Consider the following 13,998-nt stretch of genomic DNA (forward strand, 5'->3'; position numbering starts at 1 on the left):
ATCTCCGGTGTTCACAAATGATCTCAGGTACCCGGGGCCGGCACCACGGCGATCTTGTAGGGATCGAAAATCTTCAGCATCTGGCCATTGTCCCGCAACCCTTGCAGCAACTTGCCGAAAGCCTCGCCAGTGATCGGTGCGGCTGGCCGGAGGATGGCGTAGTGGTGATAGATCTGATCGATACGCTGAGACACCAGCAGCTGATCCGCGACTTTCTCGTTGCGCAGCAAGTAATCGCTCAGGTAAGAGCGTGTCACCAGGGCAACGTCGGCACGCCCGCGCAGCACCATCAGCAGGTTACTGTCATGGGAATACGTCAGCGTTGCGTCGTAGTTTTGCGCGAGGAATTTTGGATCGGCATTGAAGTTGGCGAATTCGTAGTGATAGCCGCTGAACAGCGCCAGACGCTTGCCGGCGAGGTCGGCAAAATAACTCTGCTGACGAACCGGCTGGCCATCGGGCTGGCGTTGCGCGACAAAAATCTCGGCGTCTTCCAGCCCCATGTCGACAGTGGTGTGCGGGATGTCCTTCCAGCCCCAGTCCGGATTCTCGAAAATCGCCATGTCCACCCGGCCTTGCTTGAAGTCACCGAAACGCCGGGGAATGGAAGTGGGCACCAACACAAACTGATAGTCGTTCTGCAAGGCATTGAGCGCCTCGACCAGCTGCGGCAGCAAACCGGTGTCGGCACCGGATTCCGGGCGCACGGTATAAGGGGGAAAATGTGCGGCACCGACCCGCACCAGCTGTGCGGCCTGGGATGGAACCACGCATAACACCGCAAGCGTCGCCAGCAAAAGCCGCGAAGCCGTCCGAATTGGCGAAGACATCAAAACAACCACTCCCCAAAAAAATACGCCTCAATGCATTCAAGCTAGGCGGTTTCGGCTACTTAGCCAGTTTCCTTCGACCTGAACAAACTTATTGCTTCTCTTCCAGCACCAGAATCAACGCCTCATCGGCCAATTGATCGAGACTCATGCTGCCGCCTGCGCGAAACCAGGTGGTGGTCCAGGACAACGCACCCGTCAGAAAACGGCGGGTGATGAACACATCCCCGCGAATAAAACCGGCCTCCTTGGCCTCGCCCAGCACCTGTAGCCAGAGTTCTTCATAAATGTCGCGCAGCGCCAGCACCTGCGCCTGCCCGTCTGCGGACAGCGAGCGCCATTCATACACCAACACCGCCATGGCCTCGCCGCTGCCGCCCATGATCGACTGCAATTCACAACGAATCAGCGCCAGTACCCGCTCGCGCACACTGCCGGCTTCTGCCAGGGCTGCACGCATCAACGCAGTGTTATAGCGAATGGTTTCTTCCATCACCGCCCGCAGGATCTCGTCCTTGCTTTTGAAGTGATGAAAAATACTGCCGGACTGGATCCCCACGGCGCCGGCCAGATCGCGCACGGTGGTGCGTTCGTAACCTTTGTTGCGGAACAGGTGAGCGGCCACTTGCAGCAGTTTGCCGCGGGCGCTGTCCGGGTCGGTCAATTGGCCGCTGTCGACCAATTCGCGCATCACCCTCAGGGCTTTTTGCTCGTCCACCCGTTCTCTCCTACAGTCGATCAATCAAATACGCCGCTCGCCGCTAAAACTGCGGGGTTGCGCGGGCAATTTAAGCTGGCCGGCGCGACCAAGCAAGCGCTCGGGCAGAAGATAGTTAAGCCGTTTACAAACCAAGCGCTTGCTTGGTAGTCTCGATGCACTTCTATCGGAGGTGGCTATGGAGTTGACTGTGCCAAAAACAATCCGCATCGGTTGCGCCAGCGCCTTCTGGGGCGACACCTCGACCGCCGCCGCGCAACTGGTGGAAGGTGGGCGTCTGGATTATCTGGTCTTCGACTATCTGGCCGAGATTACGATGTCGATCATGGCCGGCGCGCGGATGAAAGATCCTCAGGCCGGTTACGCCAGCGACTTCATCGAAGTCCTCAGCCCGCTGTTGGGTCAACTCGCCGAACAGAAAATCCGCGTCATCAGCAACGCCGGCGGGGTCAACCCGCAAGCCTGCGCCGCCGCCCTGCAAGCGGCCTGCGACAAAGCCGGGGTAACGCTGAAAATCGCCGTGCTGCTGGGCGATGACTTGCAGCCGCAGCTCCAACAGCTGAGCAGCAGCGGCATCCATGAAATGTTCAGCGGCGCGCCCCTGCCGCCAATGTGTGTCTCGACCAACGCCTACCTCGGCGCACCGGGCATCGTCGAAGCCCTGCGTCTGGGCGCCGACATCGTCATCACCGGGCGTGTGGTCGACAGCGCCGTGGTCAGCGCCGCGCTGGTGCATGAATTCGGCTGGTCGTGGCACGACTACGACAAACTCGCCCAGGCCGCATTGGCCGGGCACATCATCGAATGTGGCGCCCAATGCACCGGCGGCAACTTCACCGATTGGCGCGAGGTGCCCGACTACGAACACATCGGCTTCCCTATCGTCGAAGTCAGCGCCGACAGCCAGTTCATCGTCAGCAAACCCGAAGGCTCCGGCGGACTGGTCACACCCCTGACGGTCGGCGAGCAGATGCTGTATGAAATCGGCAACCCGCAGGCGTATCTGTTGCCGGACGTGGTCTGCGATTTCACTGAAGTCAAACTCGTGCAACAAGGCAAAAACGCGGTCCAGGTGCACGGCGCAAAAGGCTTGCCGCCGACCGATCAGTACAAGGTCAGCGCGACGTACCCGGACGGTTTCCGCTGCACCGCCAGTTGCCTGATCGCCGGGATCGATGCGGTCGACAAGGCGCGTCGAGTCAGCGAAGCCATCATCAACAAGACGTCGGAAATCTTCAGTCAGCGCGGTTGGCCACCCTACAGCGAAGTGAACATCGAACTGCTCGGCAGCGAAGCCACTTACGGCCCCCACGGTCAGCGTCAGGACAGCCGCGAAGTGGTCATCAAACTCGCGGTGCGCCATCCGGTTAAACAGGCGTCGATTGTGTTCTCCCGGGAGATCGCCCAGGCCGCCACCGGCATGGCGCCGGGACTGACCGGGATTGTCGGTGGACGGCCTACGGTGTATCCGCTGATCCGGCTGTTCTCGTTCCTTATCGACAAAACCGCCTGCACGCTGGAAATTGATCTCAAGGGCCAGCGCCACCCCTGCGCCTTGCCCGCCGTTGATGTACTCGACACCGCCGACCTGCCCGTGGCGTGCGCTCCACCGAAACCCTCAGTCCGGGCCGATGCCAGCGTGCCCCTGGTCAAACTCGCCGTGGCGCGCTCCGGTGACAAGGGTAACCACAGCAACATCGGCGTCATGGCCCGCGAGCCGGAGTACCTGCCGTGGATTGCCGAAGCCTTGACGCCGGAAGTGATCGTCGACTGGATGAGTCATGTCCTCGATCCGATCCACGGACGTGTCGAACGCTGGTACCTGCCGGGCACCCACAGCCTTAATTTTCTGCTGGAAAACGCCCTGGGAGGTGGTGGCGTGGCCAGCCTGCGGATCGATCCGCAAGGCAAAGCCTTCGCCCAGCAACTGCTGGAAATCCAGATACCGGTGCCTCAGCGCATCGCCGACCAGGTCAACTAGAGGACTGTCGCCATGGCTTACGATTCGATTTTCAAAGCCGGTTTGTTTGCAGGGCAAAACATCATCGTCACCGGTGGCGGCAGCGGCATCGGACGTTGCACCGCTCACGAACTGGCGGCCCTCGGCGCCCATGTGCTGCTGCTCGGGCGCAAGGCCGACAAGCTGAAAAACGTCGCGGCCGAGATTACCGAAGATGGTGGCAAGGCTGACTGGATGGTCTGCGATATTCGTGAGGAAGAAGCGGTCAAGCATGTGGTCAGCGAGTTGATCCGCAAGCACGGACCGATTCACGGCCTGGTCAACAATGCCGGCGGGCAGTACCCGTCACCGCTGGCGTCGATCAATCAAAAAGGCTTCGATACGGTGTTGCGCACCAACCTGATGGGCGGTTTCCTGATGGCCCGGGAAGTGTTCAACCAATCCATGAGCAAACACGGCGGCGCCATCGTCAACATGCTCGCCGACATGTGGGGCGGCATGCCCGGCATGGGCCACTCGGGCGCGGCGCGTTCGGGCATGGACAACCTCACCAAGACCGCCGCGTTCGAATGGGGTTATGCCGGGGTGCGGGTCAACGCCGTGGCGCCGGGCTGGATCGCATCCAGTGGGATGGACACCTACGAAGGCGCGTTCAAAGCGGTGATCCCGACCTTGCGCGAGCACGTTCCGCTGAAACGCATCGGCACCGAATCGGAAGTCAGCGCAGCGATCGTTTTCCTGCTCAGCCCGGCAGCGGCGTTTATCAGTGGCAGCACCTTGCGCATCGACGGCGCCGCCAGCCTGGGCGGGCGCGCCTGGCCGATACACAAGGCGCAGATCAGCGAGTCGTATAACGGTTTCCATCGCGCCTACTTGCCGGACGTGCTCAAGGACAAGGAATAAGTCATGCCGGTGATTCAGTCGCAACTGGACCCATTCAGCGAACAGTTCGCGCGCAATCGCGCGGCGATGCTGGTCGGCATCGAGCACGTCCGCCAGCTCGAACAGAACTTGCTGAACAAGGCGACCGAAGCCAAACCCAGGTTCGACAAACGCGGCCAATTGTTGCCCCGCGAACGCCTCAATCTGCTGCTGGACCCTGGCGCGCCGTTCCTCGAACTGGCCAGCCTGGCCGGCTACAAACTGCATGACGACAAGGATGGCAGCTCCGCTGGCGGCGGGCTGATTGCCGGGATCGGTTACGTGTCCGGCGTGCGCGTGCTGGTGGTGGCAAACAACAGTGCGATCAAGGGCGGGACCATTTCCCCCAGCGGCTTGAAAAAATCCCTGCGCCTGCAACAGATCGCCATGGAGAACAAACTGCCGGTCATTACCCTGGCCGAAAGCGGTGGCGCCAACCTCAATTACGCGGCGGAGATTTTTGTCGAAGGCGCCCGCAGCTTTGCCAATCAGGCGCGGATGTCGGCCATGGGCCTGCCGCAAATCACGGTGGTCCATGGCTCTGCCACGGCGGGCGGCGCCTATCAGCCAGGGTTGTCGGATTACGTGGTGGTGGTGCGTGGCAAGGCCAAGCTGTTTCTGGCCGGCCCGCCGCTGCTCAAGGCCGCCACTGGCGAAGTCGCCACCGATGAAGCACTGGGCGGCGCCGAGATGCACACGCAAATCGCCGGCACCGCTGAATACCTGGCCGAGAACGATGCCGATGGCGTGCGCCAGGTGCGCGAGATTGTCAGCCTGTTGCCGTGGAATGATCAGTTGCCCTGGGTCCCCGAACGTCGGTGGGAAGAACCGCTCTACCCCATCGACGAGTTGCTCGGGCTGATTCCTGACGACGCGAAAAAACCTTACGACGTGCGTGAAATCATCGCGCGGATTGCCGACGGCTCTAACTTTCTCGAATTCAAGGGTGAGTTCGATCAGCAAACCGTCTGCGGCCATTTGCAGATTCAAGGCCGCGCCTGCGGGTTCATTGGCAACAATGGGCCGATCACGCCCAAGGGTGCGAGCAAGGCGGCGCAGTTTATTCAGCTCTGTGACCAGAGCAAGACCCCGTTGCTGTTCTTCCACAACACCACCGGGTTCATGGTCGGCACCGAGTCGGAGCAGCAAGGCGTGATCAAACACGGCGCGAAAATGATTCAAGCGGTGGCCAATGCCCGCGTGCCTAAACTGACCATCGTCGTCGGTGGCTCCTACGGCGCCGGCAACTACGCGATGTGCGGCCGCGGCCTCGACCCGCGCTTCATTTTCGCCTGGCCCAACAGCCGCACGGCGGTGATGGGCGGCGCCCAGGCCGGCAAAGTGCTGCGGATCGTCACCGAGGCCAAACAGGCCAAGGACGGTCTGGTGCCCGACCCGAAAATGCTCGACATGCTGGAACAGGTCACCGCGCAGAAACTCGACAGCCAGTCCACCGCGCTGTACGGCAGCGCCAGCCTGTGGGACGACGGGTTGATCGATCCTCGCGATACCCGGACCTTGCTCGGGTACTTGCTGGATATCTGTCATGAAGCCGAAGTGCGGCCGCTGCAATCCAACAGTTTTGGCGTAGCCCGTTTCTAAGGGCGCTCAGGAGAACAATAAAAAATGATCTTCACCCAGGAACACGAAGCACTGCGCCGCACTGTCCGCCAATTCGTCGAGCACGAAATCAATCCTCACGTCGAGGCATGGGAAAAGGCCGGACGCTTTCCAATCCACGAGATCTTTCGCAAGGCCGGCGACCTCGGCCTGCTGGGGATTTCCAAACCGGAAAAGTTTGGCGGCATGGGGCTCGATTACAGCTATTCGATCGTCGCGGCTGAAGAGTTTGGCACCATCCACTGCGGCGGCATTCCGATGTCCATCGGCGTGCAGACCGACATGTGCACCCCGGCGCTGGCGCGTTTCGGCTCCGATGAGTTGCGTGAAGAATTCCTGCGGCCGGCGATCACTGGCGAACAGGTCGGCTGCATCGGTGTTTCCGAAGTCGGCGCCGGTTCCGACGTGGCCGGTTTGAAAACCACCGCCCGCAAGGACGGCGACGACTACGTGATCAACGGCAGCAAGATGTGGATCACCAACTCGCCGAGCGCGGATTTCATCTGCCTGCTGGCCAACACCTCAGACGACAAACCGCACATCAACAAATCGCTGATCATGGTGCCGATGAACACCCCTGGCATCAGCCTCAGTTCGCACCTGGACAAGCTCGGCATGCGCAGCTCGGAAACCGCTCAGGTGTTTTTCGACAACGTGCGTGTGCCGCAACGCAACCGCATCGGCCATGAAGGCGCGGGGTTCATGATGCAGATGCTGCAGTTCCAGGAGGAACGGCTGTTCGGCGCGGCGAACATGATCAAGGGCCTGGAGTACTGCGTCGACAGCACCATCGAGTACTGCAAGGAACGCAAAACCTTCGGCAATGCGCTGATCGACAATCAGGTCATCCACTTCCGCCTGGCCGAACTGCAAACCGAAATCGAATGCCTGCGGGCATTGGTCTATCAGGCCACCGAGCAGTACATCAAAGGCCAGGACGTCACCCGTCTGGCGTCGATGGCCAAACTCAAGGCCGGACGGCTGGGCCGGGAAGTCAGCGACAGCTGCCTGCAATATTGGGGCGGCATGGGCTTCATGTGGGACAACCCGGTGGCGCGCGCGTACCGCGATGTGCGGCTGGTGTCGATCGGCGGCGGTGCCGACGAAATCATGCTGGGGATCATCTGCAAACTCATGGGCATCCTGCCGGGGAAAAAGAAATGAGCACCCTGCCTGCTTGCCAGACCTTGTTGCTGGAATCGCACAACGGTGTCCTGCACATCACCCTCAACCGCCCGGAAAGCCGCAACGCCATGAGCCTGTTGATGGTCGCGGAACTGCGTGCCGTGCTGTTGGCCGTGCGCGATGACCGTGAGATTCGTGCCTTGGTGATCGGTGGTGCCGGCGGGCATTTTTGCGCCGGTGGCGACATCAAGGACATGGCCAACGCACGCGCTCAAGGCCCGAGCGCCTATCGCGACTTGAATCGCGCGTTCGGTGCGCTGCTGCAAGAGGTGCAACACGCACCACAAGTGGTGATCACGGTGCTGCAAGGCGCGGTGCTCGGCGGTGGTTTTGGGCTGGCCTGCGTCAGCGACGTCGCCTTGGCCGATCACCAGGCGCAATTCGGTCTGCCGGAAACCAGCCTCGGTCTGCTGCCCGCGCAAATCGCGCCGTTCGTGGTGCAGCGCATCGGCCTGACTCAGACTCGCCGACTGGCGCTGACCGCGGCACGTTTCGATGGCACACACGCACGGCGCATGGGGTTGGTGCATTTTGTCGAGCATGACGCGCAAGCGTTGGCCGAGCGTCTCGATGAAATTCTGGCCCATGTGTTGTGCTGCGCGCCGGAGGCCAATGCGACGACCAAAAAACTCTTGCTCGCGAGTGCCGGACAACCATCGAGTGCGTTGCTGGATGAAGCGGCCGACTGGTTCAGCGAGGCGGTGACCGGGGCTGAAGGTATTGAGGGGACCATGGCCTTCGTGCAAAAGCGTAAACCCGGGTGGGCGCCTTAAAAGCATCGTCGGAACGCCGCCCGGAGCAGGCTCGCTCCCACATTTGAAATGCATTCCCCTGTGGGAGCGAGCCTGCTCGCGAAGAGGCCGTCACCTTCACCGCACAACTTCAGAGAAGACCCCATGCCCGCCTTCAGCAAAATCCTGATCGCCAACCGCGGTGAAATCGCCTGCCGCATCCAGCGCACCGCCCAGGCCCTGGGCTATCGCACGGTCGCGGTGTTCAGCGATGCCGACGCCGATGCGCTGCATGTGCAGATGGCCGATGAAGCCGTGAACATCGGCCCGGCCCCGGTGCAGCAGTCCTATCTGAATATCCCGGCCATTCTCGACGCCGCCCGGCGCACCGGTGCTGACGCAATCCATCCGGGCTACGGCTTCCTCTCGGAAAACGCCGGGTTCGCCCGCGCCTGCCAGGATGCCGGCATCACCTTCATCGGCCCCAGTCCCGACGCCATCGAACTGATGGGTAGCAAACGCCTGTCGAAACTCGCCATGCTCGATGCCGGTGTGCCGTGCATCAAGGGTTATCAGGGCGAAGAACAGGACGACGCCACCCTCAGCCGCGAAGCCGCACGCATCGGCTATCCGCTGATGATCAAGGCCAGTGCCGGCGGTGGCGGGCGTGGCATGCGCCTAGTGCACGAGGCCAATGATTTGCTCGAACAACTGCGCACCGCCCGCTCCGAAGCGCTGCATGGGTTTGGCAGTGACGAACTGATTCTCGAGCAAGCGCTGATCGACCCGCGTCACGTCGAAGTTCAACTGTTTGGCGACCAGCACGGCAACCTGATCTACCTTGGCGAGCGCGACTGCTCGATCCAGCGTCGCCATCAAAAAGTCATCGAAGAAGCACCCTGCCCGGTGATGAACGCCGAGTTGCGTCAGGCTATGGGTGAAGCGGCGCTCAAGGCGGGACACGCCGTGAATTACGTCGGGGCTGGCACCGTCGAGTACCTGCTGGATGCGCGCGGGCAGTTTTACTTTCTGGAGATGAACACCCGACTCCAGGTGGAACACCCGGTGACCGAATTGATCACCGGCCTCGATCTGGTGGCCTGGCAGTTGCACGTCGCCGAAGGACTGCCTCTGCCCTTGCGACAGGAGCAGGTTCAGCTCAGCGGCCATGCCATGGAAGTCCGTTTGTACGCCGAAGATCCGGCACACGGTTTTCTGCCACAGACCGGTCGCATCACCGCCTGGGAGCCTGCGTTGCAGAGCGGCGTGCGGATCGATCATGGCTTGATCGAAGGCCAGACAGTCAGCCCGTTTTATGACCCGATGCTGGGCAAGATCATCGCCCACGGCGCCACCCGCGAAGAAGCCCGGCGTAAGTTGCTGCGGGCGGTTCAGGACAGCGTGCTGCTCGGCGTGCAAAGCAATCAGCGCTTGCTCGCCAGCCTGCTCGAACACCCGCAGTTCATCAGTGGCGAGTTCAGTACCGGGTTCATCCCGGCACACTTTGCCGAGCATCGTTGCCTGCATGCGCATGTGCCGAGCGCCGAAGAACTGGCCATCGCTGCTGCATTGTTCTATCAGGCCTCGGCACAGGTTCATCACGTGCCACTGGCCGGTTGGCGCAACAACGCCAGCGTGCCCTTGCACTATCGAATCGGCCTTGAGGACCAGGATTGGCCGGTGGAATTGAACGCTGTGCCGGGTCAACCGTATCGGATTCAAGTGGCCACAACGCCTTTTGAATTGAAGATCATCCAGTGCGACGGACGCTGGGCCAGCCTGGAAATCAACGGTATCCGGCGACGCCATGCTTACCGTCTCGAGGCCGGGCAACTCTGGCTGTTCACCCGTCCCGGCAGTGTGCGGCTGGTGGACCGGACGCAGGCCTTGGTCAGCAGCCAGGCCAGCGTCAGCTCCGGCGCCCTCAGGGCCCCGATGGACGGGGCGATCGTCGACGTGCTGGTGACTGAGGGCAGCCCGGTCAGTAAAGGGCAGTTGTTGGTGGTGCTGGAGGCCATGAAAATGGAGCATCCGCTCAAGTCGGGCATCGACGGCGTGCTCAAACGCTTGCAGGTCAGGGTCGGTGACCAGGTGAAAAATCGTCAGATTTTGTTGGAGGTCGAATAAGCCGCTAGGCGGATCCGCCGGGTTTGGCTACGCTCAAGCCCTATCAGGACGCGGATACCAGGAACCCTGCGATGCCTCACTGGCTGGTCATTGATCTAGAAGCCACCACCGATGAGGGTGGTTGGCCAGTAACAGAGATGGAAATCATCGAAATCGGCGCCACTCTGGTGGACCGAAAAGGCCGAGAACTGGATAGCTTTCAGCGCTTCGTGCGTCCGACGCGTCGGCCTTTGCTGACGCCGTTTTGCCGGGAACTGACCCACATCACCCAGGCCAACATCGACGCCGCGCAGCCTCTGAGCGAGGTCTGGGCGTCGTTCGAACACTGGCTCGGCCAGCATCAATCGCTCCTGGAAGGCTGGGCCAGTTGGGGCGATTACGATCGCAAACAGTTGGTTCAGGAGTGGGATCGCCTGCAACTCGACAGCGCCCTGAGCCGAGTGCCGCACATGAACCTCAAACAGCGCTTTGCCAAGACTCGCCGACTGGAACGGCCGCTGGGGCTTATCGGCGCGCTGCAACTGGCGGGCATGCAGTTCAGTGGCCAACAACATCGGGCGCTGGAAGATGCGCGCAATACCGCACGATTATTGCCACTCGTTCTTCCGTCTTAGAGAGGTGACGCCAGCATGGGCCTTGTGCATACTGGCCGGCCCTTTTTAGCCCTTTTCGAGGAATCGCCCATGTTTAAAGTCAACGAGTACTTCGACGGCACCGTCAAGTCGATCGCCTTTGGCACCGCTGAAGGTCCTGCGACCATCGGCGTCATGGCACCGGGCGAATACGAATTCGGCACCAGCCAGCGTGAAATCATGCACGTGGTGTCCGGCGCCCTGACCGTCAAACTGCCGGACAGCAGCGACTGGGAAACCTTCGCCGCCGGCAGCCAGTTCAACGTGCCCGCCAACAGCAAGTTCCAGCTGAAAGTAGCCGTCGACACCGCTTACCTGTGCGAATACCGCGGCTAAACCCCTGGGTTTTCACAGCGACAAAAAAAATGCCCGTGTCCTTGGACACGGGCATTTTTTGTTCAGATGGTCTTATTCAAGGATCGTCACCGGCATACCGACTTCAAGTTGGCCATTGCTGTCGTTGACCAGGTTCTGTCCGAACATCGCGCCGTCGGCTTCGGAACGGTATTTCTGCAACGTGGCCAGAGGTTCGCGATCTTCGCTGCGCTCACCGGTTTGCGGGTCGATGGTGGTCAGAATGCAGCGTGAACACGACTTGACCACGCGGAACTCGACATCGCCAATGCGGATGCGCTTCCAGCCATCCTCGGCATAGGCTTCGCTGCCCTCGATCACCAGATTCGGCCGAAAGCGCAGCATTTCCAGCGGGCGGCCGACCTTTTGCGACAAGTCCTCCAGTGAGGCCTGTCCGATCAGCAACAGCGGAAAGCCATCGGCGAAGGCCACCTGATCGTCGTCCTTGCCGTAGCCGGCCTGGGTGGTCCGTGCGCGATCAAGGGGTACTTGTACCAGGCGAGTCGGTTTGCCAATGAATTCGCTGACCCAGGCACCCGCCTCGTTACCGGCATCCGGCACACGCAACGTATCGCGCCAGATGGTCACGCCGCGCAGTTCCGCGTTGCTGGCAGGCAAGGCGATATCGATCGGTGAGCGGCCCGGCGCACTGAGGGTCAAGCCCCCGTCGGCATTCCACAACGCCGACAGCTGACTCATCTGCGCCACTGCACGTTGAGTCAGAAAGCGCCCGCTGGCCTCGTCCACCAGCATCCAGCGTCGATCACCGTCCAGGCCCAGCTTGTCGAGGCTGACCCGCTGCAGGATCTCACCCTTGCCGGATTTCAACGGATAACGATAAAGCGCGCTCAGACGCAACATGGCCAGCTCCCTGGTGGGCAAAAACGCCACCCTATACGAGCTTGATCGCCGAATCAAAGGCTGACGTCAAGTCAGCCTCCGCGGGTGGTGTCAGGCAGGCACTTCATCAAGCATCAGGCGCTGGCGCACCACGTCGACGAGTTTGTCCGGCTGGAATTTGGAGAGGAAGTTATCGCAGCCGACCTTCTTCACCATCGAGTCGTTGAAACTGCCGGACAACGAGGTATGCAGAACCACATAAAGACCACGCAGACGCGGGTCGTTACGAATTTCCGTGGTCAGGCGATAGCCGTCCATTTCCGGCATTTCCGCGTCGGTAAAAACCATCAGCAGTTTGTCGGTCATGTTCACACCGGTATCGGCCCAGGCCTTGAGCATGTTCAGTGCCTTCAAGCCATCGCTGGCGATGTGCATCTTCACGCCCAACTGACCCAGGGTGTCACGCAATTGCGACAGGGCCACGTTCGAGTCGTCCACCAGCAGCACTTCGCGGCCACGGGCACGTTCCAGAATCGGATCGTCAAGTTTGTCGCGCGAGACCTTGGCGTTGTACGGGACGATTTCCGCCAGGACTTTTTCGACGTCAATGATTTCCACCAACTGATCGTCGACCTTGCTGATCGCGGTCAAGTAATGCTGACGGCCAGCACTGGCCGGCGGCGGCAGAATGGCCTCCCAGTTCATGTTGACGATACGGTCCACACCACCGACCAGGAACGCCTGCACCGAACGGTTGTACTCGGTAACGATGATCGTACTGGTAGGGCTTGGCACCAGCGGACGCATACCGATGGCCTGGGACAGGTCGATCACTGGCAGGGTCTGGCCACGCAGATTAACCACGCCGCAGACAAATGGGTGACGCTGGGGCATCAGGGTCAGCTTCGGCAGTTGCAGCACTTCCTGCACTTTGAACACGTTGATCGCGAACAATTGCCGTCCGGCCAGCCGGAACATGAGAATTTCCAGGCGATTCTCACCCACCAGTTGCGTGCGTTGGTCTACCGTGTCGAGAATGCCGGCCATCAATGACTCCTGGGCTTGTTCTGATGAATTCACTAAAGGGGGTTATCGGCTGTTTTTGCCGGACCTTGACCCCCTGTAAAATGCCACGACCAAACATTGATGTCACATTAGCATCATGCTTTACTGGCCAAGTGATTTCATCTGCCTCATTGCCTGCCGCGAGACCTCGTTTCGTTCGGTTGGTTCCCCAGCGTAAGGGATTCCCCTAGTAGCAATCAGGCCCGACCTGATATTCGCAATATCCAATAGCCATTAATGTGACGCCATTCTCATTGCATGAACGGAGTCAGGCTTTTGTGTGCGATCGCAGGTAAGTGGCCATCCACCCTATCGAGTTCCCTAGCCTGCAGCCAGACAGGCCGGCGCGCGATCTCACGACGGCATGGCAATGCGGGGACTCTGATCGTCCCCGTCGACACACACGACATCCCCTCATTTGACATGACGTTGTGGAGATAAGCATGCCGAACGATCGTAAAGAGTGGGCTCATCGGCTCCCTGAGTTTCTCGTCGAAGCAGAGACACTCCTGGTTAAAACCGAGGAATGCCTGAGTCATTTGCAACTGATCAGCAATGACAAGGATGCCATCGACTGCATGCTTAGCTCCCTGCTCAAACTGGCCAACAAGGCCGATGTCCTCGCTCTGGCTGCCGTTTCGGAGTTTTCGCGGCACATCCATGGTTTGCTGAGCCATGCCCAGAATCACATGGATTTACACGACCAGGCCCTGAGTGCGCTGAAAGACTGCCTGACGTTGATCGCCTGGCAACTCGAGCTTATCGATCAGAAAACCGGCCAACTCAGCCTTGATGACAGCGAGCAGACATCCCTGATCGAAGCCTTCGCCTTTCAGATCGGACAAAGTCAGTTTCAACCCCCCGCTAATTCCAAACCGTTCACACTCGTTTCCTTTGCAGGTCGGCAAGCCTGAATTATCGAGCCCCTATGCCGTGCTGCGAATTTTTATTGCCGTGACAGCCTCTCTAAACTTTAGCGGTTTCATGTCGCAATTGAATATCCCGTACCTGCTTA

Annotated in this window: 13 protein-coding genes; 9 read left to right on the forward strand and 4 right to left on the reverse strand. The window is 60.3% G+C overall.

Annotated features, from left to right (window positions below; all coding sequences use genetic code 11):
* Positions 1 to 23: 23 nt before the first annotated feature.
* Together JFU47_RS09035 and JFU47_RS09040 are read right to left on the reverse strand one after the other, a co-directional pair.
* Positions 24 to 830, reverse strand: a complete 807-nt coding sequence (locus JFU47_RS09035; RefSeq protein WP_201182571.1) for a substrate-binding periplasmic protein — start codon at positions 828 to 830, stop codon at positions 24 to 26.
* A 91-nt stretch (positions 831 to 921) separates the two neighbouring features.
* A complete protein-coding gene (locus JFU47_RS09040) occupies positions 922 to 1,548 on the reverse strand; it encodes a TetR/AcrR family transcriptional regulator (protein WP_008145910.1) in 627 nt (208 codons plus the stop codon).
* Between the two features lie 190 nt (positions 1,549 to 1,738).
* Here JFU47_RS09040 and JFU47_RS09045 point away from each other — a divergent pair, with 190 nt between their 5' ends.
* From JFU47_RS09045 to ppnP, 8 genes are all read left to right on the forward strand, one after another.
* Positions 1,739 to 3,529, forward strand: a complete 1,791-nt coding sequence (locus JFU47_RS09045; RefSeq protein ID WP_201182572.1) for an acyclic terpene utilization AtuA family protein — start codon at positions 1,739 to 1,741, stop codon at positions 3,527 to 3,529.
* 12 nt (positions 3,530 to 3,541) lie between these two features.
* Positions 3,542 to 4,411: an SDR family oxidoreductase gene (locus JFU47_RS09050; RefSeq protein ID WP_201182573.1), complete on the forward strand. Its 870-nt coding sequence runs from the start codon at positions 3,542 to 3,544 to the stop codon at positions 4,409 to 4,411.
* A 3-nt stretch (positions 4,412 to 4,414) separates the two neighbouring features.
* Positions 4,415 to 6,031, forward strand: coding sequence for a geranyl-CoA carboxylase subunit beta (atuC, locus tag JFU47_RS09055; RefSeq protein ID WP_201182574.1), 1,617 nt, complete (start codon positions 4,415 to 4,417; stop codon positions 6,029 to 6,031).
* Positions 6,032 to 6,055: 24 nt separating this feature from the next.
* A complete protein-coding gene (gene atuD, locus JFU47_RS09060) occupies positions 6,056 to 7,213 on the forward strand; it encodes a citronellyl-CoA dehydrogenase (RefSeq protein WP_129437289.1) in 1,158 nt (385 codons plus the stop codon).
* Entirely contained in the window at positions 7,210 to 8,007 is a 798-nt protein-coding gene (locus tag JFU47_RS09065; RefSeq protein ID WP_201182575.1) for an enoyl-CoA hydratase/isomerase family protein, read from the forward strand. Before atuD ends, JFU47_RS09065 begins: the two co-directional genes overlap by 4 nt.
* Positions 8,008 to 8,130: 123 nt before the next feature.
* On the forward strand, positions 8,131 to 10,092 hold the full coding sequence (locus JFU47_RS09070; RefSeq protein ID WP_201182576.1) for an acetyl/propionyl/methylcrotonyl-CoA carboxylase subunit alpha: 1,962 nt from the start codon (positions 8,131 to 8,133) through the stop codon (positions 10,090 to 10,092).
* A gap of 71 nt (positions 10,093 to 10,163) precedes the next feature.
* A complete protein-coding gene (locus JFU47_RS09075) occupies positions 10,164 to 10,706 on the forward strand; it encodes an exonuclease domain-containing protein (RefSeq protein ID WP_201182577.1) in 543 nt (180 codons plus the stop codon).
* A 69-nt stretch (positions 10,707 to 10,775) separates the two neighbouring features.
* Complete coding sequence (ppnP, locus tag JFU47_RS09080) at positions 10,776 to 11,060, forward strand: pyrimidine/purine nucleoside phosphorylase (protein WP_007940055.1); 285 nt, start codon at positions 10,776 to 10,778, stop codon at positions 11,058 to 11,060.
* 72 nt (positions 11,061 to 11,132) lie between these two features.
* Here the strand turns inward: ppnP and JFU47_RS09085 are convergent, their stop codons facing one another.
* Complete coding sequence (locus JFU47_RS09085) at positions 11,133 to 11,939, reverse strand: MOSC domain-containing protein (protein WP_140894300.1); 807 nt, start codon at positions 11,937 to 11,939, stop codon at positions 11,133 to 11,135.
* Between the two features lie 90 nt (positions 11,940 to 12,029).
* A complete protein-coding gene (locus JFU47_RS09090; protein ID WP_123368953.1) occupies positions 12,030 to 12,965 on the reverse strand; it encodes a chemotaxis protein CheV in 936 nt (311 codons plus the stop codon).
* Positions 12,966 to 13,426: 461 nt separating this feature from the next.
* Between JFU47_RS09090 and JFU47_RS09095 the strand changes: the two genes are divergently transcribed.
* On the forward strand, positions 13,427 to 13,897 hold the full coding sequence (locus tag JFU47_RS09095) for a hypothetical protein (RefSeq protein ID WP_201182579.1): 471 nt from the start codon (positions 13,427 to 13,429) through the stop codon (positions 13,895 to 13,897).
* Positions 13,898 to 13,998: the final 101 nt, after the last annotated feature.

The sequence above is a fragment of the Pseudomonas sp. TH39(2020) genome, from assembly GCF_016650715.1.
In the GTDB taxonomy this organism is placed as follows: domain Bacteria; phylum Pseudomonadota; class Gammaproteobacteria; order Pseudomonadales; family Pseudomonadaceae; genus Aquipseudomonas; species Aquipseudomonas mandelii_C.

Excerpts from the sequence above, each read along its gene's own strand:
- JFU47_RS09095 (WP_201182579.1), top strand. The coding sequence starts at position 13,427 with ATGCCGAACGATCGTAAAGAGTGGGCTCATCGGCTCCCTGAGTTTCTC.
- JFU47_RS09070 (WP_201182576.1), top strand. The coding sequence starts at position 8,131 with ATGCCCGCCTTCAGCAAAATCCTGATCGCCAACCGCGGTGAAATCGCC.
- atuD (WP_129437289.1), top strand. The coding sequence starts at position 6,056 with ATGATCTTCACCCAGGAACACGAAGCACTGCGCCGCACTGTCCGCCAA.
- JFU47_RS09090 (WP_123368953.1), bottom strand. The coding sequence starts at position 12,965 with ATGGCCGGCATTCTCGACACGGTAGACCAACGCACGCAACTGGTGGGT.
- JFU47_RS09085 (WP_140894300.1), bottom strand. The coding sequence starts at position 11,939 with ATGTTGCGTCTGAGCGCGCTTTATCGTTATCCGTTGAAATCCGGCAAG.
- ppnP (WP_007940055.1), top strand. The coding sequence starts at position 10,776 with ATGTTTAAAGTCAACGAGTACTTCGACGGCACCGTCAAGTCGATCGCC.
- atuC (WP_201182574.1), top strand. The coding sequence starts at position 4,415 with ATGCCGGTGATTCAGTCGCAACTGGACCCATTCAGCGAACAGTTCGCG.
- JFU47_RS09065 (WP_201182575.1), top strand. The coding sequence starts at position 7,210 with ATGAGCACCCTGCCTGCTTGCCAGACCTTGTTGCTGGAATCGCACAAC.
- JFU47_RS09075 (WP_201182577.1), top strand. The coding sequence starts at position 10,164 with ATGCCTCACTGGCTGGTCATTGATCTAGAAGCCACCACCGATGAGGGT.
- JFU47_RS09050 (WP_201182573.1), top strand. The coding sequence starts at position 3,542 with ATGGCTTACGATTCGATTTTCAAAGCCGGTTTGTTTGCAGGGCAAAAC.
- JFU47_RS09035 (WP_201182571.1), bottom strand. The coding sequence starts at position 830 with ATGTCTTCGCCAATTCGGACGGCTTCGCGGCTTTTGCTGGCGACGCTT.